Source organism: Prosthecobacter sp. (assembly GCF_046154365.1).
GTDB lineage: Bacteria > Verrucomicrobiota > Verrucomicrobiia > Verrucomicrobiales > Verrucomicrobiaceae > Prosthecobacter.
Window position 1 is genome coordinate 1 of record NZ_JBJXFV010000127.1, and the last position, 25842, is coordinate 25842.

19 protein-coding genes and 1 tRNA gene are annotated in these 25842 nt (G+C 59.8%); 8 read left to right on the forward strand and 12 right to left on the reverse strand.

Annotated elements, in window-relative coordinates:
* Positions 1 to 231 precede the first annotated feature (231 nt).
* Positions 232 to 1746, reverse strand: a complete 1515-nt coding sequence (locus ACKVY0_RS16455) for a N,N-dimethylformamidase beta subunit family domain-containing protein (RefSeq protein WP_409215915.1) — start codon at positions 1744 to 1746, stop codon at positions 232 to 234.
* A gap of 39 nt (positions 1747 to 1785) precedes the next feature.
* Between ACKVY0_RS16455 and ACKVY0_RS16460 the strand changes: the two genes are divergently transcribed.
* The 4 genes from ACKVY0_RS16460 to ACKVY0_RS16475 all read left to right on the forward strand — a co-directional run bounded on the left by ACKVY0_RS16460 (position 1786) and on the right by ACKVY0_RS16475 (position 4895).
* The gene (locus ACKVY0_RS16460) at positions 1786 to 2679 is read left to right on the forward strand and encodes a metallophosphoesterase family protein (protein ID WP_409215916.1); all 894 of its coding nucleotides are present in this window, start codon (positions 1786 to 1788) and stop codon (positions 2677 to 2679) included.
* 133 nt (positions 2680 to 2812) lie between these two features.
* Positions 2813 to 4156 carry a DUF1501 domain-containing protein gene (locus ACKVY0_RS16465; RefSeq protein WP_409215917.1) on the forward strand — a complete coding sequence of 448 codons (1344 nt, stop codon included), beginning with the start codon at positions 2813 to 2815 and terminating at the stop codon, positions 4154 to 4156.
* A 28-nt stretch (positions 4157 to 4184) separates the two neighbouring features.
* Positions 4185 to 4502, forward strand: a complete 318-nt coding sequence (locus ACKVY0_RS16470; protein WP_409215918.1) for a GIY-YIG nuclease family protein — start codon at positions 4185 to 4187, stop codon at positions 4500 to 4502.
* A 120-nt stretch (positions 4503 to 4622) separates the two neighbouring features.
* The gene (locus tag ACKVY0_RS16475) at positions 4623 to 4895 is read left to right on the forward strand and encodes a hypothetical protein (RefSeq protein WP_409215919.1); all 273 of its coding nucleotides are present in this window, start codon (positions 4623 to 4625) and stop codon (positions 4893 to 4895) included.
* Between the two features lie 96 nt (positions 4896 to 4991).
* Here ACKVY0_RS16475 and ACKVY0_RS16480 read toward each other — a convergent pair.
* Positions 4992 to 5065, reverse strand: a tRNA-Gln gene (locus ACKVY0_RS16480).
* A gap of 217 nt (positions 5066 to 5282) precedes the next feature.
* Here ACKVY0_RS16480 and ACKVY0_RS16485 point away from each other — a divergent pair.
* Complete coding sequence (locus tag ACKVY0_RS16485; protein WP_409215920.1) at positions 5283 to 6710, forward strand: Gfo/Idh/MocA family protein; 1428 nt, start codon at positions 5283 to 5285, stop codon at positions 6708 to 6710.
* A 93-nt stretch (positions 6711 to 6803) separates the two neighbouring features.
* Here ACKVY0_RS16485 and ACKVY0_RS16490 read toward each other — a convergent pair whose 3' ends face one another.
* Positions 6804 to 7379, reverse strand: coding sequence for a DUF4339 domain-containing protein (locus tag ACKVY0_RS16490; RefSeq protein WP_409215921.1), 576 nt, complete (start codon positions 7377 to 7379; stop codon positions 6804 to 6806).
* Positions 7380 to 7591: 212 nt separating this feature from the next.
* Between ACKVY0_RS16490 and ACKVY0_RS16495 the strand changes: the two genes are divergently transcribed.
* A complete protein-coding gene (locus tag ACKVY0_RS16495; RefSeq protein WP_409215922.1) occupies positions 7592 to 8233 on the forward strand; it encodes an NAD(P)H-dependent oxidoreductase in 642 nt (213 codons plus the stop codon).
* A gap of 112 nt (positions 8234 to 8345) precedes the next feature.
* Here the strand turns inward: ACKVY0_RS16495 and ACKVY0_RS16500 are convergent, their stop codons facing one another.
* The 4 genes from ACKVY0_RS16500 to ACKVY0_RS16515 form a co-directional block, all read right to left on the reverse strand.
* Positions 8346 to 9374 (reverse strand): sugar phosphate isomerase/epimerase family protein, encoded by a 1029-nt coding sequence (locus ACKVY0_RS16500; protein WP_409215923.1) that lies wholly within the window; start codon positions 9372 to 9374, stop codon positions 8346 to 8348.
* Between the two features lie 325 nt (positions 9375 to 9699).
* A complete protein-coding gene (locus ACKVY0_RS16505) occupies positions 9700 to 11277 on the reverse strand; it encodes a sulfatase family protein (protein WP_409215924.1) in 1578 nt (525 codons plus the stop codon).
* Between the two features lie 9 nt (positions 11278 to 11286).
* Positions 11287 to 11523, reverse strand: coding sequence for a hypothetical protein (locus ACKVY0_RS16510; RefSeq protein WP_409215925.1), 237 nt, complete (start codon positions 11521 to 11523; stop codon positions 11287 to 11289).
* Positions 11524 to 11871: 348 nt separating this feature from the next.
* Positions 11872 to 13725 carry an alpha/beta hydrolase-fold protein gene (locus ACKVY0_RS16515; protein WP_409215926.1) on the reverse strand — a complete coding sequence of 618 codons (1854 nt, stop codon included), beginning with the start codon at positions 13723 to 13725 and terminating at the stop codon, positions 11872 to 11874.
* Positions 13726 to 14202: 477 nt separating this feature from the next.
* Between ACKVY0_RS16515 and ACKVY0_RS16520 the strand changes: the two genes are divergently transcribed.
* The gene (locus tag ACKVY0_RS16520; protein WP_409215927.1) at positions 14203 to 15582 is read left to right on the forward strand and encodes a PQQ-dependent sugar dehydrogenase; all 1380 of its coding nucleotides are present in this window, start codon (positions 14203 to 14205) and stop codon (positions 15580 to 15582) included.
* A gap of 361 nt (positions 15583 to 15943) precedes the next feature.
* Positions 15944 to 16405, forward strand: coding sequence for a hypothetical protein (locus tag ACKVY0_RS16525; RefSeq protein ID WP_409215928.1), 462 nt, complete (start codon positions 15944 to 15946; stop codon positions 16403 to 16405).
* A gap of 470 nt (positions 16406 to 16875) precedes the next feature.
* On the opposite strand, the gene ACKVY0_RS16530 is transcribed toward ACKVY0_RS16525, so the two are convergent.
* The 5 genes from ACKVY0_RS16530 to ACKVY0_RS16550 form a co-directional block, all read right to left on the reverse strand.
* Positions 16876 to 18246: a Gfo/Idh/MocA family protein gene (locus tag ACKVY0_RS16530; protein WP_409215929.1), complete on the reverse strand. Its 1371-nt coding sequence runs from the start codon at positions 18244 to 18246 to the stop codon at positions 16876 to 16878.
* 438 nt (positions 18247 to 18684) lie between these two features.
* On the reverse strand, positions 18685 to 19251 hold the full coding sequence (locus ACKVY0_RS16535; RefSeq protein WP_409215930.1) for a hypothetical protein: 567 nt from the start codon (positions 19249 to 19251) through the stop codon (positions 18685 to 18687).
* Between the two features lie 69 nt (positions 19252 to 19320).
* Positions 19321 to 21807 carry a DEAD/DEAH box helicase gene (locus ACKVY0_RS16540; protein ID WP_409215962.1) on the reverse strand — a complete coding sequence of 829 codons (2487 nt, stop codon included), beginning with the start codon at positions 21805 to 21807 and terminating at the stop codon, positions 19321 to 19323.
* A gap of 224 nt (positions 21808 to 22031) precedes the next feature.
* A complete protein-coding gene (locus ACKVY0_RS16545) occupies positions 22032 to 24629 on the reverse strand; it encodes a DUF6797 domain-containing protein (RefSeq protein ID WP_409215931.1) in 2598 nt (865 codons plus the stop codon).
* 24 nt (positions 24630 to 24653) lie between these two features.
* The gene (locus ACKVY0_RS16550) at positions 24654 to 25808 is read right to left on the reverse strand and encodes a Gfo/Idh/MocA family protein (RefSeq protein ID WP_409215932.1); all 1155 of its coding nucleotides are present in this window, start codon (positions 25806 to 25808) and stop codon (positions 24654 to 24656) included.
* Between the last annotated feature and the right edge of the window lie 34 nt (positions 25809 to 25842).

Genomic DNA, 25842 nt, shown 5'->3' on the forward strand with positions numbered 1-25842 from the left:
ACAACTCAAGGCCGCAGCGCGAGGCTTCCGCAGCTTTGCAAGCTATCGCGCCCGCATCCTCTTCTTCTGCGGCAAACTCGACCTCAAACCGACCCTTTAATCACACGGGAAACCCCGAAGAACCATCTTTTTGCGCTTTGATATTTTCCATGCGCAAACCCTGGGAACGAGCGCGGATTCATCCGGTTGAACGCATCCGGTTGAACGTGACAAGCCCATAAACGTATCAGCTCAGCCAATCGCCCGCTTCAGCGCATTCCTCGTGATCCGCTGCACGCGTTCATCCGGCCCGTGGGGGCGTGAGTAGTGGCTCCAAGGGATCATGTGGCCGGGGGGATCGCTCAGACCTTGGCTCCAGAAGATGGTGGTGGCGTTGAAGACGATGTTCTGCTTCGGGCCTTCGAACACGGTGGCGGCGTATTTCCCGAGGCGGCTGCCGCCGGACCAGACATTGCCTGCGGCGATGACTTCGAGGCCTTCGCGGGCGGTATCGGGATCACCGTGGAATTCCCAGCCAACGAGGCCGGGGATGCTGTCGCCTTGTTTCATGCCGGTGCCTTCAAAGAGCCAGTGATCGGGCTTCGCGCAGGTCCAGTCGCCGCCGCCGTTGAAGGGGACGATGGTGCGGGCGCCGATGATGTCGCGCTCGTCGGGCCCAGGATTTTCAAAGGGGCCGAGAACCTTGGAATAGGCCGCTTTTTCTTCTTCGCGGAACTCGCCATAGCAGGTTTCGCGTGTGAGGCGGCGGTTGGCATCGCCTTTGGCGTTTGGCGTGAAGGGGGTGACCATGTAAACGTCGTTGGCGGAGAGCCAGAGGACACTGAGACCATCGGCGATGGCCTGTTTCACGTTTTGATACTGGCGCAGATCCCAATACTCGTCGTGGCCGATGCTGATCATCGTTTTGACACGGGCGAGATTGGCTGAATCGAGGTTATCGACGTTGGAGCAGTAGGTCACGTCATAGCCTTCCTTCTCCAGCCAGTAGCACAGCGGAAACTCCCACAGCAGGAACTCGCCGCTGCCCATGCTGAGCGGGTTGTCGAAGATCTGCACATACTTGCCGTAAGGCCGGTCGAAGCTCACGCTGACACCCGGCGCATGCGCGGCGCGGGGATCGGTGTAGAGCGATTCCTTCACCGGCCACTGGTTGTAGGCCTGCCAGGTGTTGTCGCTGCACTGGAACAGGATGTCAGCAGGGCGATCGTCTTTGACGATGAAGATGATGTAGCTCTGCCAGTAAGGCTTCGGAGTCCCGCCTTCAGGCGGAACCGTGGTCAATCGCCCCAAATACACGCCACTGGGCCAGCCGGCGGGGATGGTGAGCGTCGTCGAGACTTCCCACTGGCATTCGCGCAATCGATTGTCGCCCATCTCAGGCACGGGCTGATCTTTCCCGGTGAATGGGCCGAGTGTGGTCATCAAACGCGAGCCTGCGCCGTCGTAATAGCCCATGCGGAAGAGGTCGATGATGAATTTCGATGCAGGCCGTGTGCTGACGAAGATGTCGAGCTTTTCGCCGGCCTTGACGGACTGGCGCGAGCAGTAGCCCTCGATCATCGAGGTGCGGCAAGACTTCGCATTGTCCGGCATCATGCGCGTGAGCTGGAAGCTGGCACCGGGCCTGGCGTTCTCGACTTTGATGAGATCGGGCTGCCGCTGGGCTGAAGATGCGGACAAAAGTGTCCGCGCTCCCGTCAAAGCGGCGGCAGCACTGGTGGTCTTGATGAAATCGCGGCGGTCCATGAGAGCAATACGAGTGTGAAACAGCGCGTATAGCAAGCCATGCCGCTTCATCTCACCTCACGCCGTCAGTTCCTCACGCAGCTCGGAGCTGCGGCGGCTTGGTCGAGCGCGGAAGCCTCTGCGACGGAGGTGGATGAGAGTTTGATCGCGATCCTGAATGACACGCACGTCGGCGCGCAGCATCCGCCCAGTGCTTCGATCCCGACAAATTTGCGCAACACAGTGGCGTGGCTGCTGGCGCTGCCGCAACGGCCAACGGCGGTCATCATCAACGGCGATCTGGCCTTGAGAGACGGCCAGCGTGGTGACTATGAGCATTTTGCCAAATTGATCGCTCCGCTGCGTGAGGCGGGCGTGACGCTGCATCTCACGATGGGCAATCATGATGCGCGCGAGGTGTTCTATGAAGTGCTGGCAAGCGATAAGGCGCAGCAGACAGCCGCAGAGTCCCGCCATGTGGGCATCGTGAAGTTGAAGGTCGTGAATCTCTACCTGCTCGACTCCTTGAAGCAGACCATGAGCGCGCCCGGCGATTTGGGCGCGGCACAACGCGACTGGCTGGCCAAGGCCCTCGATGCAAACGCCGACAAGCCCGCGCTCATCATCGCGCATCATAATCCACGTCTCGGCGGCGATCCGAAGCACTTCCCCGGTGGTCTGGAGGACTCCGAAGCGCTGTGGCAGATGCTGGCGGAACGTCCGCAGGTGAAAGCCTACATCCACGGCCACATCCATCATCGCGACTTCTTCGCGCACGAGGGCATCCACATCCTGAACACACCTGCCGTCGGCTACGTTGCCGATAAAAAGACCTCCACCACCGGCTGGACGATGGCGAAACTCGGTGAGAGTGGCGGCAGTTTTACCACGCACACGCATCAGGCGGATCATGCGTGGAATGGCGTGACGGTGAGCTTGAAGTGGCGGGCGTGAAAGTAGTCCGATTGCGCCGCAACTGGAGTTTCAGGGAATCAGTTGCAGCGCAACTGACCTACTTTGCTGTGCTCGCAAGATCACCGGCCCACACTCGTAGTGTTTGCACAGCGTGAGCACTTCAATACCACAGATGCGCATTTCACGGCGCAACATTCTCCATGCAGGAGGCATGGGCATGCTGGGTTTCGGGTTGAATCAGCTCGGAGCGCTTGCATCGCCATCACGACCGAACGGCATCGGCCTCGGCAAGGCGAAGTCGGTGATCCTCATCTTCAATGGCGGTGCGCCGAGCCACATCGACCTGTGGGATCCCAAACCGGACGCACCGCAGGACATCCGCGGGCAGTTTGGCACGATCAAAACGAATGTCACCGGCATCCACATCTCCGAACTACTGCCGCAGATGGCGAAGCGCATGGACAAGCTCGCGCTGATCCGCTCGGTGCATCACGGCCACAGCAGCCACAATGGCGGTATGTGCTGGGCCACGACGGGACGCCCGTATCGCGTGGACAGCACGCTCATTACGCCGAGTCCGACGGATCTGCCCGGTGTGGGCACACTCTGCGGCTGGCTGGCGCAGCGGGATGGTTTTAGCAAAGGCGTGCCGCCGTATGTCATCACGCCGTTTCCGCATTGCGACAGCAAGGTCTATCTCACACCCGGCCAGTTCGGCGGCTGTCTGGGCAAGCGTTTCGATCCCTTCGTCCTCGATGACGATCCGAACGCCGCCGCCTTCCGCGTACGCAACATGGCGCTCGACACCAGCCTCACGCCCGACCGCTTCCAGCAACGGCTTGCCTTGCTGAATCAACTCGGTGCGGCTTCCAAGCCCGTCGCATCGCCACAAGTCGCCGAACTCGACATCTTTAACCAACAAGCCACCACGTTGCTGCAATCCGGCAAGGCCGCCGAGGCCTTCGATCTGTCCCAAGAGCCTGACAAAGTACGCGAACGCTACGGCCGGCATAGTTGGGGGCAGTCGCATCTCCTGGCACGGCGCTTGATCGAAGCCGGCACGCGTTTTGTCACCACCGTCAATGGACCGAGCATCACTTGGGATACGCACAAGGACAACTTCAACAGCCTCAAGAATCGTCTCGTACCGCCGATGGAGCAGGCGTATGCGGCGCTGCTCGACGATCTCGAAGAACGCGGACTGCTGGAAAGCACGCTCGTCGTTTGGATGGGCGAATTTGGCCGCTCCCCGAAGATCAACACCGACACTGGTCGCGATCACTGGCCCGGCTGCTACAGCGTTCTGTTGGCTGGTGGTGGTGTGCGCGGCGGGCAAGTCATCGGCAGTTCCGATGCCACCGGCGCTTATCCCAAAGATCGCCCCATCACGCCCGCCGACATCCACGCCAGCATCTACTCGGCGCTCGGCTATGATCACCGCGAGATCAGCTATCAATCGGCGGATGGAAGGCCGGTCGCGTTGACGGAAGGCTCGACCATCAGCGAGTTGTTTTGATTTTCAGCATCACGGTCTAATCTAAACGGTGCCGAAGAAGAAAAAGCCCGCCGCCAAAGCCAAACCCGCCAAAAAATGGTGCCTCTATGTGCTGCGCTGCAAAGACGGCACGCTCTACTGTGGCATTACGAATGATCTGGAGCGACGCATCGCCCAGCACAATGCGGGTAAAGGTGCGCGCTACACGCGTGGTCGTGGTCCGGTGAAACTGCTGCGGTCCTGGCCGCAGCAGAGCCAGTCCGCCGCGCTTAAAGCTGAATTCGCTTTTAAGCGACTCACCCGGCGGGCCAAAGACGTCCTGCTCGCCTCAAAAGTGGTCAGTTTGCGCATGAATCGTCACATTTGATGATGGTTTCTGAGACAACCTGCATTCCGTGTGGTAGAGGGGACGATGGTCATCACAAAAACAGTCACGAAAAAAGCGCCTTTCTCCCGCCGGGTAGTTGACCACGTCACCGATGAGTTGGTGAACGTCCTTGCCGGCGGCGAGACCTACGAGTTCAAAGCCCTCTTCACGAAGGTGTTTGAAAGACTGAAGCTCAAAAACGCCGTCAGCGGTGGCGAGGAAATGCTCCGCCTGCGCTCGTATGAAAAAATTCTCAAGCTGACCAACTGCGGACTCGTGCAGAAGATCGGCAAGACGTATCGCGCGCTCGAAGGCATCGAAACAGCCTCCAGCGTTCACCGTCTGGCACGTCTGGATTCCGCGATCCTCGCGGCTCAATCATCCAAGGTGTAAAAAGTCTCGGTGGTTGTCGGCGGTGGCTGCCTGTAACGGCATCACCGCCTTAAAGCAGATGGCGAGGACCGTTTACACTCTTGATCGTCGCGAGAGTGGTTGCCTCACAAGGATTCGAACCTTGAATAACAGATTCAGAATCTGCTGTGTTACCATTACACCATGAGGCAGTGGGTGGCGGGCGCGAAGAATAGAGGTGCCCGCCATGGTTGCAAGCGTGAGGGTGGATTTTTTCAGTCGTTGCTGATTCGATGACCGCCATGCAGCCGGATGTGGTGCCACGTCACACAGGGCATTCATGCCAGCCATGCGTTTTTGCCTGAAGGCGACATTCCCATTGCGTATTTCCACTCCTCTCCGCTATCCTTGCGACCCAATCCAAACATCATGAAGCCCTCGATCTTCCCCAACCGCCGTACGTTCCTCCGTAACACCGCTGCCACCGCTGGCGGCATTTTTCTTCCCAACTTGCTCATCGGCCAAGAAGGTGGCGTCAAAAAGCTGAACGTCGCCGGCATCGGCGGTGCGGGCGGCAAGGGCGCCTCGGACATCGGCATCGCCGCCAAGGGTGCTAATGTCGTCGCCATCTGCGACGTGGATCGCGAACGCCTCAAGCAGGCGCAGGTGAAGTATCCCGATGCGAAAATGTTCGAGAGCTTCCGCGAGATGTTCGAGACCATGGGTGACAAGATCGATATGTGTACGGTTTCCACGCCCGACCACGCGCATTACCCTGCGGCGATGGAGGCGATCAAACGCGGCAAGCACGTCTGCGTGCAGAAGCCGCTGGTAAACCGCATCTGGGAAGCCAATCAACTTCACGAAGCCGCCAAGAAAAAAGGTGTGAAGACCAACATGGGCAACCAGGGCCACACCGGCAAAGGCATCCGCTTCCTCAAGCAGTGGGTCAGCGAAGGCATCGTCGGCAACGTCAAAGAAATCCACGTCTGGACCAACCGCCCTATCTGGCCCCAAGGCAACGAAGCCGTGGCCAAATACACGCCTGGCTCAGTGCCAAAGCTCAAAGCGAAATCCAAAGGCCCGGACGGCAAAGAAACCTCGGTTGATACCAACGAGGACTTGTTGAACTGGGAAGCCTGGCTCGCCGCCTGCCCTCAAGTTCCGTTCACCAACGGCCTGCATCCCTTCGCCTGGCGTGGTCATCGCGAATACGGTGCAGGTGCCATGGGTGACATGGGCTGCCATCTGCTCGACGGTCCCTTCTGGGCCTGCGGTCTTGGCGAACCCTACAAGATGGAAGCCGAGTGCGACGAACTCACCGACGCAAGCTGGCCGAAGTCCTCCCACGTCGTCTGTTACTTCAAAACCGAGAAGTACGGCGAGATCAAACTCCACTGGTATGAAGGCAGCCGCAAACCCGAGCGTCCGGCCGAACTCGAAGCCGATCGTGACTGGGACAAGATCAAAGGCGGCTTCCTCCTGCGCGGCGATGCCGGTGTGATCCTCAACACCGACGATTACTGCAGCAGCCCACGCCTCATCCCTGGTGCGAAGATGACCGAGTTCCTCGGCGGCAAGTCTCCCGTTTTGAAGCTCGAACCCTCCATCGCCGAAGGCGAACCGCAGCTCGAACTCGTCCGCGCCATCGAACAAAACAAAATTTGCGGCAGCAACTTCGACTACTCCGTGCCGCTGACGAAATTCTGTCTCCTCGGCAATCTCGCCATCGCCACGCCCGGCAAAGTCATCAACTGGGACAGCGCCAAGCAGGAATCCGACAACGCTGACGCCAACAAGCTCATCAAGCGTGCCGCTTATCGCGAAAGCTGGGACTACAGCGCCGACAAGCTCTAAATCAAAGCGGCTGCGATTCATCCGCTTCACCACATCGCCCGGCAGTTTCCGCTGTCGGGCGATTTTTTTGCGCTGCCTGCTCAAACGTCAGCGTTACTTCGTGCTCATGTCATTGAACATGCCTTTGATCACATCCACGGCCTCGCCCATGCCCTTCATCAGTTCATGCAGGCCGGGTCCGAGAATCCATGCGGCATAGGTGACCGCCATCCACCACGCGAAGGCGTTGACGATGATCAGCAGCGTCACCAGCACCTCCACCCAGCGGCCCCAGACCATGAGGTAACCATTTTCATCCTTCTTCTGACGAAAGATGTGATCCGAATACAGCGACACCGCCGCCCACCACAACAGCGGCGGCACAAACAGGAAGCCTAAAATCATGCGCCGCAGCACCGCACCGCCACGCTGGCTGTAGGGCACTCGGTTGTAGTCGCGATAGCGTGCCACGCGCCGACGTGAAGGGCGCGCAGTAAGGCCGTCGGCGGAAATCTGCCCTTCCGCATGCAGTTCCAGCAGCGTGGACACCGGCCGCCACTGCTCCTCGTGCTCGCGCTTCACCAGATCGCTTTCCTTGATCGAGCCATACGCGAGAAAATTGCGCAAATCATCCTTGGAGCAGGGCCCCAATGTTTTCTGACCTCTGGCGATGTAATAGAGAGCATGCACGATGCGTGAGAGTCGAACGGCTTAATAATAAGCCAGTCATGGGCCATGATGCAATATCCGCACCAAGAAGAATTGTAAGTTTTTCCTCACTCACGGCCCGCCCCGCATCCCCATTCCCTCCTGGCGGTAATGCGATTGAGGGGAAAAATAGGCTGAATCCAGCCTTGCTGTGCCAGCATTCGCTCACCACTGCTTCGTTCCTTCCGGCCATCATGACTCCCTCCGAACTCCTCACCGCACTCAACTGGCGCTACGCCACCAAAGTCTTCGACTCCACGCAGAAAATCCCTGCTGACACCTGGGCCGCGCTCGAAGAGTCCCTCGTGCTCACGCCGTCCAGCTACGGTCTGCAGCCGTGGAAGTTCCTCATCATTCAGGACAAGGAGTTGCGAGAGCAGCTCGTCCCGCATTCCTGGCGTCAGCGCCAGGTCGCCGACTGCTCGCATCTCGTCGTCATGACCACCAAACGCACCATGACCGAGGCCGACATCGACGCCAATCTCATGCGCATTGCTGAAGTGCGCGGCGGCACGCCGGATGCACTCGTCGGCTTCCGCAAGATGCTCATTGGCGATGTCATCACCGGTGAGCGCAGCCAATACATCACCACTTGGGCCAAGATGCAGGCCTACATTGCTCTCGGCCAGTTCATGGCCTCCTGCGCACTGTTCGGCATCGACACCTGCCCCATGGAAGGCTTCGTTGCCGAAAAATACGATGAGATCCTCGGCCTCGAAGCCCAGGGCCTCACCACCGCCGTCCTCTGCCCTGCCGGCTACCGTAGCACCGATGATCGCTATGCTTCACTGCCAAAAGTCCGCTTCAAGAGCAGCGATGTGATTGAGCATCGCTGATCGCTTCAATAGAAGCCTCTGCAAACTTGGCCGCAAAAAACGCCGCAGAGGTTGAAATCTCTGCGGCGTTGCGAATGCGTGGTGCTCATCACGCGGAGCGGTGATGGCTACTTTACCAGCCGTGCGCGTCGCGCACCTTGATCATCGCGGCGAGGATGTTGTTCCAGGTGCCGGGTGTTTCGAGCACGGCGTTCGGGAACATGCAGCCATCCCAGCAGATGTGCTTCATGCCACGAGCGGCGGCGTCTTTGAGCCAGTAGCCGGAGGCTTTGGTGATGTCGAGCTTGCCGTTCGGATCGTCAGCGCGGCAATGCTTGCCGGTCTTGTCGTGCGAACCTGCGCCGTGAACGGTGCCGTCGTTCTGCGCGACGTGGAAGTCGATGGTCCAGGGGCGCAGCGCGTCGGTCATCTTCTCATAGGCGGCCCAGAACTCGGCGTCGCTGTAGCCTTCTTTGAGGAGGGCATGCTCAGGAGCGTTGTAACCAAGGGTGTAGAGGTAGGTGTGGGCGAGGTCGGCCTGGAAGCCGAGCGCGTTGGGCATGCCGACGCCCTCGAGGACATCGAGCATGTCTTTCCAGGAATGCATGCCAGCCCAGCAGATTTCGCCTTCGGCGGCGAGACGCTCACCGCTATCGGCGGCGATTTGGGCGGCCTTCTTGAAGGTGTCCACGATGCGAGCGGTGCCAGCCTTCGAATTCTCACGCCATTTGGCCACGCCGAACTCGGCGGAGTCGATACGGATGACGCCATATTTGCGGACGCCGTGCGCGTTGAAGATTTTGGCAATGCGGCAGGCCATTTTCACGGCGCTGAGGAATTTCTCCTGCTGCGCATCGTCGCCCATGGCGGAATCACCGACGGTGCCGGGCCACACCGGTGCCACGAGGGAGCCGACGCTGAAGCCTTTGCTGGCGATGAGATCGGCGATTTTTTTCAAATCGTCGTCGCTCGCTTCGGGATTGGTGTGCGGATGAAACAGGAAGTAGTCGATGCCATCGAACTTCTGGCCGTTCACGCTGGCAGCGGCGGAGAGGTCGAGCATGCGCTCAAGGCTGATCGGGGGTTCCTGGCCTTCGCCATCGCCTTTGCCGACGAGGCCGGGCCACATTGCATTGTGAAGTTTGGGTGCGGAGTTGCTCATGGTGTTTGCTTGGTTTGGGAAGCGAGGCGGCGAGGTTAGCGGGCGTGTTTTGGAACGCACGAAGAAAGTTTGTGATTTCGCGGGGCAACAGACGGAGGAGGGCCGATGAATTCAGGCAACGCGAATCTTTGGCAGCCCCTCACCCCAGCCCTCTCCCCGAAGATGGTCAGCAAGCATCCGCAACAGAAGGCGGGGAGAGGGAGACGCTGTCGAGGCGCTCAAAACCATTCCCCTCTCCCCGTCCCAGGCAACTTTGACTCAACCATTCACTTCGGGGAGAGGCTGGGTGAGGGGCAGATAGCGAATTACCGCCAGCATGCGCTGCTCATTTCGCCTTCTTCTTCGGCTTTGCCGCAGGCGTCGGTTTGCGCAGGACAACCTCGACAGCGTTCTGCTGCACGGCACCGGGCCTGCTGCGACCATCGGCCACGATTTTTTCGAGCTGGACGGTCATCTTGGCGACAATCTCAGGGTTTTTGTCCTGTACGTTCGTCTTCTCGGCGATGTCGCTCTCCAAGTTGTAGAGCTGCGTGTTGGGCAAGCCTTTCTCGCCGGGGCTGCCGGGCCGTGGGTCGCTCCAGCCGCCGGAACCGGCGCAGAGTTCGAGTTTCCACGCGCCTTCACGCAACGCGAAGCTGCCATTGATCGAATGATGGATCACGCTCTGACGGGTGGCCTCGCTGGACTCACCGAGCAGCGCTGGAAGAAAGCTGAAACTGTCTTCAGCGGCATTGTCAGGAAGCTTGGTGCCGGTGATCTCAGCAGCGGTGGCGGTGAAATCGGTGAGGCAGACGAGTTGGGCGGATTTTTGATCGGCTTTGACCTTCGCCGGCCAGCGCGCAATGAATGGCACGCGATGACCGCCATCAAAGATGTCGGCCTTGTGGCCACGGTAGATCGCGCTCGGGTTGTGACCGAAGGTGGCGAGCTTGGGATAGTCGGCGCTCGGCGAGCAGCCGTTGTCGCTGGTGACGATGATGAGCGTGTCCTTGGCGATGCCATTTTCTTCCGTGGCACGCATGATCTGGCCGATGGTGTCGTCGGTTTGCATGACGAAATCGGCGTAGAGGCTGATGCCGCTCTTCCCCACCCATTTCTCGCTCGGCAGGATCGGCGTGTGCGGTGAATTGAGCGGCAGGTAGAGGAAGAACGGCTCGCCTTTCTTCGCGGCAGCGGCCTTCCCTTGAATGAGCTTCGTCGCACGCTGCGTGAGTGTGGGCAGCACGTCCTCGCCACGAAAACCGGGAGAACCGGGGCCTTCGCGGGTGAAGGATTTGCGGTCTCCTGCCGCATTCATCTCCAGTTTCATCGTCTCAGTGGGATTCGCCTGCACATGATCGTTCTCGATGAAGCAATACGGCACCATGTCCAGCGAGGCGCTGATGCCGAAGTAGGTGTCAAAGCCGACACTGGTGGGTCCGTTGGTGATCGGTTTCGCATAATCGACGTTCTTCACCTGCTCCGGTGTTTCGATGTTCAGTGCGCTGACTTCGCCGGTGCGTTGCCAGTCCATGCCCAGGTGCCATTTGCCGATGCAATGCGTCGAGTAACCCTGCGCCTTGAGCATGTTCGCCACGGTCAGGCGGCCCTGCTCGATCAAACGCGGACTCAGGCCACCAAGCACACCGCTTTGCAGCTTCGTGCGCCAGGCGTAGCGGCCGGTCATCACGCCGTAACGCGTCGGCGTGCAGACGCTGGAACCCGAATGCGCGTCGGTGAAGGTCATGCCTTCCTTGGCGAGGCGATCCATGTGCGGCGTGGCGATCTTGCCCTCGGGATTGAGGCATTTCACATCACCGGTGCCGAGGTCATCGCACAGGATGAAGATGATGTTCGGTTTGTCGGCTGCGGTGGCGGCGACGGTGACGAATGAGAGGCAAAGCAGGGCCAGGAGTCGGTTCATGGTCCGACTTCAACGCGTTGAGTCTTCCGAGCTATCGAGATATTCCAGCGCCTTCGAGAAACTGGCCTGAGTGAGGAAATGATTCAGCCGTGGCGGCAGTTGCGCACGCAGCCGCTGATGCTCGGCCATGATCTCCTCCGAGATGTTTTTGAGCGCCTCCAGATGCGCCGCCGCATCGCGATCCCGGAACGCATGATCGGCGATGAGATCGATACGACGTTGCAGGAGGGTGCGGAGATGGTTCATGGGAGCGCGAGTATTCTACTCGCCTGGCTTTCCTGTCGAGTGGCAAGGCGGGAGCGCGAGTATTCTACTCGCCTGACATTCCCCTGCCCGCAGTGCTTCGCTCAGCGATGCAGGCGGGTGCCGCGTCGCACGTCTGGAGACACTATGAAGACGCCGGGCTGCTGCAAAAAGTCGCGGCAGCGTCCTGGAGTGCGCCGGTCCTCCGGCGCTTTCGAGCGTCCATCGGCCTGCGAAAAGCTCCAGAGGGCTGGAGCACTCCAGAACGCTGCCGCGCAGGAGATCGACCCAGATTTTGGCGGAATCTATGCGACTCCAACTGCACCAGTGGCGAGTTAAAAACTCGCGCTCCTACAGCTTCGGCGGCGCAGGCTTGATGGGGGGCTGCTGGCCGCTGACGACGCCTTTGGCCTTCGTGGGGCGTTTGTAGATAGTGTCGCCGCAGGCGATGAATAGCTCGCTAAGGTCTTTGCCGCCGAAACAGATGTCGAGTGCAGGCTTCGGTGTCTGGATGATGAAATTCACGCGCCCGGCTTGGTCGCAGACCTGGATGCCGACCGAGGTGGCGACGTAGAGCCAGCCGTTGGTGTCCACGCACATTGCATGGGTCTCCACAGGGAAAGTCAGCCCGTAAGGATTTTCGGTGAGGTAAAAGTGCTGCGCATGGTGGAACAACGGCGGCTCGGAACGAAGCTGAACGCAATCGATCCGATTGTTGTAACCTGTGACATAGAGCAAGCTTTGATCGGGCGAGAGGCAGATCAACCCACCCGATGAACCCAGCACTTCGGACTGAAGCTTCTCACCATGAAGGTAGTGGTAACTCCCATCGAGATCGACCCTGCCGATCAGAGCATCATTACCTCCAGCGAAATAGAATCGGCCTAAACTGTCGCAGCACATGCTCCCATGGCGAGAGTAGGGCGAATCGTATTTGTTGCCCTTGTCTCCAAAGGTCATTTCTCGTTCCACACTTCCGCTTTGGGTGACATCCACGATCCTCGCAAACTTGCTCGGATGCGCTGTATTGAAAAAGAGACGCAAACAGCCATTTGGACCTGCTTTAAAGCCGGCGATCCCACCTTTGGTGTGGACTTTGATCTCCTGTTTTCCTCCTGAAATGTCCAGCCGAACAAATAGAACCACATCCTCCTCTGGCGAGGTCTTGTGGATATACACCGAGCCATCTGCAACGGACGCCATCTCATCGGTGAGCGGAGTGGAGCCAAGATCGGAGTTCGTGGGTTCGTGCAAGACTCTTTTCCACTCTCCATCTCCCACTACTTCATACCCCTTCCACTTCGACTCGCTCTTCGGGTTCGCTTTGATCTCGATGTTCGTCTGCCAGTCGCGCCAGAGCCAGCGGAGGACTTCGGGGAAGATTTGAGAGGCGTGCTTTTGATTGTGGCCGCCTTCGCCCCAGGCGTGGTTCACGTCGTAGCCGGCCCAGGTGAGGCTGCGCTCCATCATCTGGTTGGCCATCCACCAGTCGCCGCAGTAGAGGTTGTTGTCGCCGGTGCCGCTTTGGAGGAAGACGCGGAGGGGCTTGGGCTCGAATTTGCGGACGAGGACGGGCAGTTGATCGGCCCCGTGAATCCCGACGTAGGTGCCCACGCCAGTGAAGATGCGGCGGAAGCGGTCGGGGCGATGCCACGCGGCCATGAAGGCGCAGATGCCGCCGCTGCTGTTGCCGGAGATGGCGGCGTGATTGGGATCGGTGCTGAGTTTGAGGCCGTGCTTCGTCTCGATGGCGGGCAGGAACTCGTCGATGAGGAACTGCGAGTAGGTGGGCGTGATGCTGTCGTACTCGTAGCTGCGGTTGAAACGCGGCAGGGCGTTGTCATTGGCGGCGGGGACGACGCCGGGCTTGATGAAGATGCCGACGAGCGGTGGGATGTCTTTCTTCGCGATGAGATTGTCGAAGACGACGGGAGCCTGATAGATGACGCCGTCCTGGAAGGCCATGAAGGCGGCGGGCTGCGTTTTGTCGAAACCGGCGGGCAGGTAGATCTGGTATTCGCGCTCGGTGCCGGGGAAGACGCCGCCTTCCTTCGCGGTGTAGGTGTCCTTGAGCATTGTGCCTTTCGGCACGTTGGGCTGCGGTTGGGAGTCGGCCGTGAGCGGGAACTCAGGTTCGGCGGCAAAGGACGCTGATTGATCGAGGACGAGCACGAGAACGAGGAGGAGGACGAAAGCGGAGCGCATGTGGGCATGCTGGCAGAAGCGGAATCGGGCCGCTAGTGTGATTTTGAGCCGCATTCCGGCCCAAAGGGCCGAAGGAATCAGCCCAGGGCGGCGAGGAACGAGCAAGCCCTGGGGTTGCGACGTTTGGCATTCGATTGGTTCAAGGAGGCGCTCCAACGGAGCGCGGGAATGCGTCGTTGTGATGCAAGATGGCCGCGTGAGTTGAAGCGAGTTTTCCTGCGCTCCGTCAGGGCGCGGCCTTGGGTGAGGTGTCGTTTTATGCGCACCCAGGGCGGCGCTCGCCGAGCCTCGCTTGCCCTGGGCTGGATTCCTGAGCGCCGTTGGCGCTCCTGTGAAGAGTGGCTTTACGCACCGATTTCCCGCCTGGAGTCATTTTGCCATACATCGGCTGAAAAACTCCACCGCGATCGACGATTTCATGCTTGCCTGAGTTTCGGCGGTTGCATAACCTCGCAATTCTTGATTTACCCAACCCACATGAAATTGAACCACACTCTCTCACTCGCGCTCGGCCTGCTGGCCTTGCCTGCACTCTCCCGTGCGGAAGATCCGAAACCCGTCCAGCCCGGCGGCAAGCTGCCGAAGCCGGTCGCCATCCAACTCGTGAAGGTCGCCGATGACCTCGTCGAACCGGTGCATGTGGCCTGTCCGAAAGACGGCACGGGCCGCGTGTTCATCTGCGAGCGGCCCGGCGTGGTGAAGATCGTCAAGGATGGCAAGGTGCTGCGGAAGCCCTTCCTCGACATCAAGGACAAGACCGTCAGCTCCTTCCTCGAACAGGGCCTCTACGACCTCGAATTCCATCCGAAGTTCAAGGAGAACGGCCTGTTCTACATCCACTACTCCGACATGTGGTTCAACGGCGACGGCTTCATCGTCGAATACAAGGTGAAGGCCAGCAATCCTGATCAAGCGGACCCTGACAGCGCCCGCGTGGTGATGCAGCTCGAGCGTCCGTATTGCAATCACAACGGCGGCGAGATCTGCTTTGGCCCCGATGGTTATCTTTACATCGGCAGCGGTGACGGCGGCTGGGAAGGCGACGTGCTCAATGCCGGCCAGGATCTCAGCACCACGCTCGGCAAAGTGCTGCGCATCGACGTGAACACCCGCACCACCGAAAAAGGCTACGGCATCCCGAAGGACAACCCCTTCATCACACCGTTGCAGCAGATGACGTTGTTTGGCATTAGCGAAGAAGCGTTCTCGAAGATTCAGCCGAAGGCGAAGCCTGAAATCTGGAGCTACGGCATCCGCAATCCATGGACGATGAGCTTCGACAGCAAGACCGGCGAGTTCTACGTCTATGACATCGGCCAGAATCACTGGGAAGAGATCAACGTCGAGCCTGCGGGCTGCAAAGGCGGCATCAACTACGGCTGGAAGGCCATGTGCGGCAGCCATCCGTTCCCGCAGATCTTGAAGAAGAATCCCGACGGCACCGAAACGAGCGTCAATCCCGACAACTGGACGCAGATCGGCAAACTGCCCGTCGCGGAATACAGCCACGTCGATCAGGGCACCTGCGTCATCGGCGTCGGTGTCTATCGCGGCAAAGACTACCCGAGCATGGATGGCGTGTGCTTCGTGGCCGACTGGGGTTCCGGCAAAATCTGGGGCCTGCAACGCGATGGCGCGGGTGCCTGGCAGATGCAGGAACTGCTCGATCTCGACACCCCGTTACGCCCCACCGGCGGCGGCGAAGGCGAAGACGGCGCGCTTTACATCTGCCACGGCACGGCTGGCTATGGTGGCAAGACTGATCCGTATCAAGAGGCACGCGGTGCGGTGTGGAAGATCGTCGCGGCTGACAAAGTGCCTGTGGGTGCAGAAGTTGCGCCCTTGCAGAAGAAGTAAGCACGCAATTCCATTTCACTGATCACAACACGCGGAGCCAGGAAACTGGCTCCGCGTTTTTTTTGCATCTCATTTCAGTCAGCCCACCAGGCCGGGACCAAGCCCGCCGTATTTTTGGCAAAAAATAGTCTTGTTCTCCAATCACGAACCTGCTGCAATGCGCCTTGTCACACCCACCGGCTTCCTGGCCGTCTCTCAAGAGCAAGCTCCCAGGCGGACCTTTGATGCGACACAACGATTATCCCGATTCCAGCGGGGCGGCAGGACCGCAAGGCACCCAAAGCCGCCCCGCTTCTTTTTTCTGAAGACGTTCACTTCCATCGGCGTGCATGCCTGCGACTCGGCCAATGCGTGGCGCAACATGTCCCGCAGTGCCAACACGCGGAACAGCTTCGCCTGCTTCATCGTCGGCGCGCATCAGGTCGCCAAGGACCGCATCGAGCGCGGCGGCGATTTCCTGCACTGGCAGCCCGTGACCTCACAGACCAGCGGCATCAAGGCCACCGATGCCGCCAGCCTGCTGCGTGACGCCGAAGCCGCGATCCGCAGCAACCTCCAAGTCCGCGCCGCGAACCACATGCAGCGCTACGGCGACCTCAAGCATGATCCGCTCGCCGCCTTCGCCCTGATGCGCAAGTATGCCATCAGTGAAGATGGTGCCCTGCACGCGGAGAAGTTCTACCACACCGCGGCGGATGACTTCAACAGCACCCGCGCCGCCTTCCGCTGGCGGCATCTCGTCGCCCTCACCCGCGTCACCGCCAGCGAATACGGCCGCCCCGCCGACGGCATCGCGCAGGCACGTGAGCTGCTGAAAGTGTAGGCTTGGCATGAATGGCACGTGGATAAGCGCCAGCTTCGTCTTGGCGAAGGCTGGCGCTGACCGCAAGCACGCAGGCCGGATGTGTTTGGCGCCTGCCACGACGCAACTCCCAACGTGATCGCCGCCAAACTATCCGGCTCCGAGCGCATGCGAAAGCCCCCGGAAGAAAGTGTAGCAAAGTGGCGGCCATTTTTCGTAGCTCGGTATTCCGATGCCAAATCGGTGCCGTCGCGGAATCGGAATTCCGCGCGACAGCCCCAAACATCCTTACCTCAGAGGAAACTCAGTGGGCCAGTTCTTCTCTGCGACCGTCCATCCTCTGCGGGTACCTGGTTTTAACCGCAGAGGATGGACGGTCGCAGAGGGATCATTGGTGTTCCCATCGTTAGATAAGAATGCGGTCAATGATGGGGCCGGGGTCAGGATGTCTGAGCCCCGCGTCGCCACAAACGCAGCATGAGCAATCCACGCTACATGCGATACTTCGCGCGATCCTCTTTACGAATGAATGCATCGGCCTCCGGCATGCCGGGGACTTTCATGTTGGGACCGTCCCAGTCGATGTTCTTTTGCAAACGCAGCGCCACATTGCCCGCTAGGCCGATCTCGGTGAGGTGACCGCCGAAGTCGAAGTCGGAAAACACCTTCGGGCCGCCGAGGCAGGCGTCCACCCATTCATCCATGTGGCCTTTGACGCGTGGGATCGAGTGCGAGACTTGTTTGGCGGTCGGATGATTGTCTGCGCCGAGGAATCTTGGATCCTCGTTGAGCTTGATGTAGCAGTCGGAGTTCCATAGCCCGCTCTGGAGCTGGCCATTCGCTCCGACCAGCAGGCATCCTGTGCGTGGCAGGCTGCCAAAAGATTTGATCAAGGCTGCGGTGACGCCTTCGGGTGGTAGGTCGCCGCCCGTGTAGAAGTTCAACTTCACCGGACCCCGCTCACCGCGTGCAGGGAAGTGATAGCGCACGGTGCAGGCCTTCGCGTAGCTTTCCTTGCCAAGATCCGTGCCGCTGACTTCGATCCGCGTCGGATAGTCGAGGTTGAGCGCCCGCACCGGCATGTTGAAAGCATGACAGCAGAAATCACCGAGCGATCCGTTGCCGAAATCATACCAGCCACGCCACAACGCTGGATGATAATTGCCCGCTTTGAATGGCCGCACCGGTGCGGTGCCGAGCCAGAAGTCCCAATCGAGGCCCGCAGGCACCGTATCACTGCCCGCCGGCCGCTCCACACCGCTCGGCCAGCTATGCGCCGGGTGCCAGACGTGAATCTCAGTGATGGCTCCAAAAAAGTTCGCCGCGATGAGTTCCATGCTGCGGCGCAGGTTTGGCGACGCACTGCCCTGGTTCCCCGTCTGGGTGATGACTTTCGACGCCTTGGAAAGCTCACGCAGTTGACGCGCTTCAGCGATGGTATGCGTCAGCGGCTTCTCGCAATAGACATGCTTGCCCGCCTGCATCGCCGCGCGGCAGATCGGCGCATGCCAGTGGTCAGGCGTGGCGATCACGACGGCATCCAGCGCCTTCTCCTTTTCCAAAAGCATGCGGTAATCCGCATAGACCGCCGCTTTGGCCACGCCAGCACCGTGTCGCTTCTGTGAATTCGCGATTTGCCCCGCATCCACATCACACAGCGCCGCCACATTGTGCCCCAGTTGCATGAGCTTGCTCACATGTCCCTGAATCTGTCCGCCCATGCCGATAAAGGCCACATTCAGCTTCGCCGCAGCCTGCCCGCGCAGCAGGCCGCTTGGCAGAATGAGGAATGAACTGGCGCCAGCGCCTGTGGCCTTTAAAAAACTGCGGCGGTCAATGAGTTGGGAAGCGGTTGGTTTCATGACAGCAGCTTTGCCGCTAAATCCAACGATGCAAGCCATGCAATCCGTCCCGCATCAAGTCTTACGCCTCGGATCAAAGAAGTGGATCATTATAGCCCGCTTTTGAAGACTGATCTGGCAGTCGCAGAGCGACGTGCGTGGCGTTGCCCGGCCTATTCAAGGCCGGGAACGATCCCCAGCGAACCATTCACCATGAGGCCGCGTCGCAGAGCGACGCTCGAACCCGCGACCCGCTCCTACCCGCCACTTGCCAGCGACCGGTTCGCGTGTCGCTCTGCGACACAGCAAATAGCTTGGCGCAAAAGGCACCAGGATTCCCGGCCTTGAAAGGCCGGGCAATGCCACGCTCGTCGCTCTGCGACTACCAAGCCGGATGTTGCACACGGTTTGAGTTAAGAGCGTCATTGCATGCACAAGCCCTGCACCACAAGCGAACGCCTATGAGTCGATTTGGCGACCCGGCACGCCTTTCAATGTTAAAAAGCTACCGAGGTCATGTAGACGAATGGGGGCAGGTTCTATGCCTTTTTCCGGCACCACAGCCCACTTGGCGTTGTTGAGTTGAATGAACAGGACGCCATCCACGAGAAACCACTGATTCATCGCCTTCCAACCAAAGCGTGACTCAACGCCACGATCCATCTCTACCAAGCCATCCTCAGTGACTTCGATGCTGACCCGCGTCGGAATCCTCGTCTTGACAACGCTTTGTAAAAGTGTCTTCGCAAGAATCCGATGCTGAGAATACAACGATAGACCCAGTGTCAGGATCAAGCACGCCACAAAGGCCAAGCCACCCATGAGCGATCCATAAATGCCAAGAGCCAATCCCGCGTAGCAGTGAATATTCCTCAGCCAAAATGCTGCCATTTCACGTTCCGCCTGATTACCATAGACCAATCTATCAAACTTTTGATCCGTCTCAGCATCCAGGACGATTTCTCGACGAAGCGGAATTTCGAGCAGCACCTCTGCCTTTGGCTCATGATCGGTCGTGTCGTTCATCAAGAACCATGATTCATTCATTCACGATGTCAGTCGACGAGTATTTTCCCATCCTTGACGACCCGCCAGCTACCCGATCTTGTTCAATCCGACCAACACCAGCGTCGGTTTCCCATCCTCGCGTGCTTGGGCCAGATCCACGCGGAATTCGAGCTGCCAGTCGTTGAGTTCCTCGGGGTCGATCAGCACCTGGCAGATGCGCCACGACTGACCATCCTCGCTCGGCTCCACATAAGTGTGACGACCATTGCGGGCTTCATTGTCGAGGCGAATGCGCTCATGCTCGGTGTAGTAGTCTTCCAGCTCGGGTTGGTTGATCTTGCCGCTGACGAGTTGCTGCATGAAGCGAAAAATCTCCGTGCGAATGAGCGCGGTGAACTCGCGCTTGTTCCGCGTGATGTCGGGGGCTTCGACGGGCTTTTCTTCGACTTCATCCGGTTTGTAGTTCGGATCACGCAGCTTCTCCCATTCATCGAGCAAGCTCGAATCAGTCCCGCGCAACACTCCAGCAATCCACGACTCCATCTCCTGCACCGCCTCGTTCTTGAAGCTGTCCGGCACCGTTTGCGCCAGCACTTTGTGAACGCTGGAGAGATGCCGCAGCAGCACACCTTCCGCACGATGCAGCTCGTAGTCGTTGATGTAGTCGGCGAAGCTGCGGAAATTCTCGAACATCTCGCGGGCGATGCTCTTGGGCCGGATGTTTTCCTGGCCCACCCACGGATGTGCCTCGCTGAAGGCGTTGAAGGTGTTGTAGATGAAGTCGCGGCAGGGCTTCGGGTATTCCAGCTCCTCCAGCTTCGCGATGCGCTCCTCAAACGGCACGCCTTCGCTCTTCATCACCATCATCGCATCGGTCTTTAACGCATCGAGCTGCCGGCGCAGGATGATGTCCGGGTTTTCGAGAATGGACTCGCACAAGGTCATCACATCCGCCGCGTAAGTCGGTGACGCGGGGTCAATCAGCGCCAGCGTGTCGATGAGATAGAGCGAGAGCGTGTAGTTGAGCGAAAAATCGTCCTGCAAGGCCACATTGAGCCGCAGCTTCGTCCCATCGGCTCCGCGCTGGGCCGTGGGGATGATTTCAACGATCTTCCGCTGCACCAGCGCCCGGAAAAGCTGCCACGCACGCTTCTCGTGCTGCGTTTTCGCATTCGCCGTCTCGTGCGAATCCGCGATCAGCCGCCGCATCGACGCACAGCCATCGCCACTGCGGCTGAGCACCTGCAACAGCATCCCATGCGAGGCTTGGAAGCGCGACACCAGCGGTTCCGGCGACGCGGCTTGCAGCTTCTTGAAGGTGTCCTCATTCCAGCCCACGAAACCCTCCGGCGGCTTCTTTTTCACCATCTTGCGCATCTTCTTCACGTCCCCGGCCGCCTTCGCCTCCATCTTCGCGTTTTCGACGACATGCTCCGGTGCCTGACACACGACATAACCCACGTCATCAAAGCCACGACGGCCTGCACGGCCGGTGATCTGGTGAAAATCTCGCGCCGTGAGCGTGGCGACCTTTTCGCCACTGTATTTGCTCAATCGCGTGAGCAGCACGGTGCGGATCGGCACGTTCACGCCCACGCCCAGCGTGTCCGTGCCACAGATCACCTTCAACAGGCCGCGCTGCGCCAGCTTCTCCACCAGCACGCGATACTTCGGCAGCAAACCGGCATGATGGATGCCCACGCCATGGCTGAGATACTTTTTCACCTCCTTGCCATACGGGCTGGTGAACTTCGCGCCCGCCATCAGCTCCTTAATCGACGCTTTTTCCGCCGCCGAGCAAAAATTCAGGCTCATCAAATCCTGCGCCGCCTGCGCAGCATCATTCTGCGTGAAGTGAACGAGATACACCGGCGCTTTGTTTGCCTCCACCAGCTCCTGCAGCGTCACATCCACCGACGTTTGCACATAGCTAAACTCCAACGGCACCGGCCGCACCGCTGACGAAATCACCGTCGTCTCCGCTTTCGTCAGCCGCGTGAGTCCGTCTTTAAAAAACTCCGTCCCGCCCATCGTCGCCGACATCAGGAGGAAACGCGCATTACTCATCGTCAGCAGCGGCACCTGCCAGGCCACGCCGCGCTCCTTGTCCGAGTAGTAGTGAAACTCGTCCATAATCACCTCGCGGAACGGTGCCTGCGCGCCGTCACGCAGCGCGTAGTTCGCCAGAATCTCCGCCGTGCAGCACAGGATCGGTGCCTTGCGGTTCACGGTCGCGTCACCCGTGGCCATGCCGACGTTGTCCGGGCCGAAGTCGCGGCACAGCGCCAGGAATTTTTCATTCACCAGCGCCTTGATCGGGCAGGTGTACACGGATCGCCGCCCCTTCGCCAACGCGCGGAAATGCATCGCCGTGGCAACCAACGACTTCCCCGATCCCGTCGGCGTGTTGAGGATCACGTTGCGATCATCCAACAGCTCTAAGATCGCCTCCTCCTGCGCCGGATACAGCTCCAGCTTCTTTTCCGCCACATAATCGAGAAACGCCGCCAGCAGCTCGTCATTCGAGCAGTCAGTGGATTTCGGCAGTCGGCGCAGCAGCGGGTGGTCGGACATGGAGAGGCCACCCATCGCACAGCAATCACGGAGCGCGAGCATGGCGGAGCCTGCTCGCCACTTTTCTGGCGGACGATGGACGCGAGGCACACACGCTCAAGCTTATACCTCGCGTCATCAAGATTTGGGAGTCCCGGGCCTTTGGAGTGATGGAGTGATTGAATGGCATCTCGGCAGCGCAGATGAGAGTTGGTAGCAGAAGCAGGCTGATGATGAGTTTCATGTCAGGGCGAGGGCAGTTGATGAATCGTCGCATGGATGCTGCGCGTGAAAGCCGTCCCGCCCATGCCTTTGAGCGTGCAGTTCAACTCCAGGCCGCGAGTTGGCGCGAGGTCGGGGATCGTGAGGGTGAGCGTGCGGGCATCGTCGGCGAGCTGGGCGGCGGTGATGGTCAAAGGGCGTTCGTGGAGATGCTTGGAGCCGTAGTTGGCGCTGCGCAGCAGGTCCCAGACCTTCAGTGTGTGATGGCTGAGGTCTTCGGCAGTGGCTTTGTCGAGCGCATCACTGAAGGTGATCGTGATCGAGCGCGGAGCGGTGCGCCAGGCGATGGGCAGATGCATCGGCGCGGTGGTGCGGCGGATGCGATACACGCCGCCGTCTTGAATCTTGTTGCTGGCCCACACGGCCATGCCGCAGGCGTAGAGGTCGCCGGTTTGCGGATGAAAGCGGCCGCGCATGATGCCGGTGGGGAAATCCTGGAGCGGCAGAGCGACTGCGGCACCCTGCGCAGCATCGCCTTCGTCCTGCAAAATGAGGAAGGCGCGGCCCATGCCGTAGCTGAGGTCGATGAGCTGATTTTGCAACGGTGCCCACTGCGGCGGGGTCACTCGCACCAGTTCGCCGGGTGAGCGATCCATCTCGTTCGTGAGCCAGACGAGTGGTTGCGCCATCGCGGAGTCGGCTTTGTCAGCCGGTGCGCCGTGGGACCAGAGGTTGCCATTGAAGCTGCCGGGCCGCACGAGGTTGATGCGGTTCTTCGGCGTCCAGTGGCCTTCTTGATCGGTGACATAAAAGGTGCCGTCGTCATTCACACACACGCCATTGGCCGCACGGAAGCCATTGGCGACGATGTCGGTCTGCGAGCCGTCTTTGCTCACTCGGAGCAAGGTGCCGTGCTGTGGCACGAGAGGCGGCTTCGCATGGCGGGCGGACTTGGCGTAGTAGAAATCGCCTGCGGCATCGGTTTGCAGGCCCATCGCGAACTCGTGGAAGTGCTCAGTGACTTGGTGATCGCTGTTGAAGCATTCGTAGAAGTCGGTTTCGCCGTCGCCATTGAGGTCGCGCAGTTTCACGAGCTGATCGCGACAAGTGATGTGGATGACGTCGTTGATGATTTTCAGTCCGAGCGGCTGATTCAGCCCGGCGGCGATGCGTCGCCATTCTTGCTGTGGGCCAGTGAGGCCTTCCACGACCCACACATCGCCCATCCAAGTGCAGACGGCCATGCGCTTGCCATCGGCGAAGAAGTCGAGGCCACCGGGTCGCCATTGCGTGTGCCAGGGATTCGTGGCGGCGTCAGGAAACGCGAGCGTGTCGGCCTCGATGCCTTCACCCGTAATCGTGGTGCCTTTTGCAGCAGGCAAGCTAACCGCCCACTGCGGTGCGTTGCCTTTCGTGAGTGCCGCGAGGTCAGCGGCAGGCGTGATGGCTTTCATGCCCGCAGGAGCTTTGAGATCAGACGCGATGCGCACCGTCACGCGCAGCATTTCGCCGCGTGCAGGCACTCGCAGCACTTGAAAGGCCTCCGAGACGGCCAGCTCGCCACCAACGCTGCTCACACGCTGTTTTGTGTCGGCGATGCGCATCTCCAAAGCGGTGTCACAGGCACCGACTTCGAGCGTGCGGGTGAAAACGAGCTTCCCGTCCACCACTTCGACTCCGGGAGACTCCAGCACCTTCGCTTTACCCACCTGATAGTGCAGCACGACACGCTGACCGTGATGCGAGAGACCTTCAAATCGCATCCAATCACGCGGCAGCGGGCCGTAGGGTAACTTGTCGTCACCGAGCAGGCGGGCCTCGTCATAGCGACCCGTGGCGGGATTTGCCCAGCCAGGCGTGTTCGCGTTCACGAAGGCCTTCTCGCCCACGATGCTCGTGTGCGTGCCATGCGAGCCATCGAAGGCGATGCCACGCCAATCGACGAACTTGTCGCCAGCCCAGGCAGCGGCCACACGCAGTGTGTCGTGATCGTAGAGCATCCACACGCGACCTTTGCTAACGCCTCCCGCGCCTTCATCCAGCCGCACGGTGATGCCTTTGTACGCAATGTTGCCCGGCGCGGCTTCGAGTGTCCACAACAGCGCCGGGCCGAAGTCCATGCGCAGATACTTCGGCCCTTGCTGAAACTCCTTCATCGCCGCCGTCTCGACGAACTCACCCTGCGGCTTCGGCAGCTTGGTGAGATACGCGTCTGTCACCAGCGTGTAAGCGGCGGCATTGGTCGGCTTCACGAACTTCTCACGGACAAAGTGTGACACATCATACTTCTGCGCCGGAGTCAGCATCGGCCACGGTGGCATGAGGCCGAGACCGGTGGTCAGCGTGCGGTAGAGGCCATGCAGATCACCGCCGTTCTTAAACGGCTCCTTCCAAAACGCTCGCGACAGCGGCAGTGATCCCGCTTTCTCGGGCGTGCCATGGCAGGCGATGCACAGCGTGTTGTAAAGCGTCTCGCCTCGCTTCAGCGCCGCGTCATCCAGCGCCCGGATGAGCTTCACATGATCCACCGCCAGCTCGGCAGGTGATGGTGGCAGGAGTGTTTGGGCGCTAGCAATGTGCGCAACGAACAGGGCGGCGGTGAGAGTGATGAATCGGATCATGGCAAAAGAAGTGGAAGCACTCTGTCACACAAGTGCCTCCACCGGCAGCCATTTCCGCTGTTCCCAGCTTTGCAGGCCGAGTTCGGCGAGTTGCACGCCTTTCGCGCCTTCACGCAGCGTCCATGGGAACGGCGTGTCGATGGCGACGTGCTTGAGGAACTCCTCCCACTGGATCTTGAAGGCGTTGTCATAGGTCGTGGCATCGGGCACTTCCTGCCAGCCGCCGAAGAAGTCGATGGGCTGGTCGATGTCGGGGTTCCAGGTGGGACGCGGCGTGGTGCCGATGCTTTGCACCCAGCATTTGCGCAGGCCGACGATGGCGCTGCCGTGCGTGCCATCGACTTGCATCGTCAGCAGATCATCGCGACGCACGCGCACAGTCCAGGAGCTGTTGAACTGGCAGATGACATCGCCCTCGCACTCGAAGGTGGCGTAGCAGGCGTCATCGCTGGTGCAGGCATAAGTTTTGCCGCGTTCGTCGAGACGTTTCGGCAGATGCGTGGCACCGAGGCAGCTCACAGCCTTCACTTTGCCAAACAGATTGTCGATCACATATCGCCAGTGGCAGAGCATATCGACGATGATGCCGCCGCCGTCTTCCTTGCGGTAGTTCCACGACGGACGCTGCGCAGGCTGGTCGCCATCTTCACCGGTGAAGACCCAGTAGCCGAACTCGCCGCGCACACTGAGGATGCGGCCGAAGAATCCTTGATCACGAAGCGTGCGGAACTTGCGAATGCCGGGCAGCCAGAGTTTGTCCTGCACGCAGCCGTTCTTCACGCCCGCGTCCTCGCAGAGCTTGGCAAGACGCAGCGCCTCACTGGTCTCGACAGCGGTCGGCTTCTCGCAGTAGATGGCTTTGCCGGCCTTCACCGCCTTCTCGATGAAGCCAGCGCGCTGCAAGGTGCCTGAGGCGTCGAAGAAGATGGTATCGTCTTTGTTGGCAAGCGCTGCATCGACATCCGTGGTGAAGCGGGTAACGCCGGTGCGTGCGGCCAGCGCTTGGAGTTTGTCATGATTGCGGCCCGTGAGGATGGGGTCAGGCATCAAGGTGAGATCATCGTTCACGCGGAGACCGCCTTGATCGCGGATCGCTTTGATCGAGCGGATGAGGTGCTGGTTGGTGCCCATGCGTCCGGTGACGCCGTTCATGATGATGCCGATTCGTTTGGTTTCCATGGTGTGTTAAGAGGTCAAAGATTGGTCAAGTTGG

Coding starts and splice junctions, on each gene's coding strand:
- ACKVY0_RS16455 (WP_409215915.1), bottom strand. CDS start 1,746: ATGGACCGCCGCGATTTCATCAAGACCACCAGTGCTGCCGCCGCTTTG.
- ACKVY0_RS16460 (WP_409215916.1), top strand. CDS start 1,786: ATGCCGCTTCATCTCACCTCACGCCGTCAGTTCCTCACGCAGCTCGGA.
- ACKVY0_RS16465 (WP_409215917.1), top strand. CDS start 2,813: ATGCGCATTTCACGGCGCAACATTCTCCATGCAGGAGGCATGGGCATG.
- ACKVY0_RS16485 (WP_409215920.1), top strand. CDS start 5,283: ATGAAGCCCTCGATCTTCCCCAACCGCCGTACGTTCCTCCGTAACACC.
- ACKVY0_RS16495 (WP_409215922.1), top strand. CDS start 7,592: ATGACTCCCTCCGAACTCCTCACCGCACTCAACTGGCGCTACGCCACC.
- ACKVY0_RS16500 (WP_409215923.1), bottom strand. CDS start 9,374: ATGAGCAACTCCGCACCCAAACTTCACAATGCAATGTGGCCCGGCCTC.
- ACKVY0_RS16505 (WP_409215924.1), bottom strand. CDS start 11,277: ATGAACCGACTCCTGGCCCTGCTTTGCCTCTCATTCGTCACCGTCGCC.
- ACKVY0_RS16510 (WP_409215925.1), bottom strand. CDS start 11,523: ATGAACCATCTCCGCACCCTCCTGCAACGTCGTATCGATCTCATCGCC.
- ACKVY0_RS16515 (WP_409215926.1), bottom strand. CDS start 13,725: ATGCGCTCCGCTTTCGTCCTCCTCCTCGTTCTCGTGCTCGTCCTCGAT.
- ACKVY0_RS16520 (WP_409215927.1), top strand. CDS start 14,203: ATGAAATTGAACCACACTCTCTCACTCGCGCTCGGCCTGCTGGCCTTG.
- ACKVY0_RS16525 (WP_409215928.1), top strand. CDS start 15,944: ATGTCCCGCAGTGCCAACACGCGGAACAGCTTCGCCTGCTTCATCGTC.
- ACKVY0_RS16530 (WP_409215929.1), bottom strand. CDS start 18,246: ATGAAACCAACCGCTTCCCAACTCATTGACCGCCGCAGTTTTTTAAAG.
- ACKVY0_RS16535 (WP_409215930.1), bottom strand. CDS start 19,251: ATGAACGACACGACCGATCATGAGCCAAAGGCAGAGGTGCTGCTCGAA.
- ACKVY0_RS16540 (WP_409215962.1), bottom strand. CDS start 21,807: ATGTCCGACCACCCGCTGCTGCGCCGACTGCCGAAATCCACTGACTGC.
- ACKVY0_RS16545 (WP_409215931.1), bottom strand. CDS start 24,629: ATGATCCGATTCATCACTCTCACCGCCGCCCTGTTCGTTGCGCACATT.
- ACKVY0_RS16550 (WP_409215932.1), bottom strand. CDS start 25,808: ATGGAAACCAAACGAATCGGCATCATCATGAACGGCGTCACCGGACGC.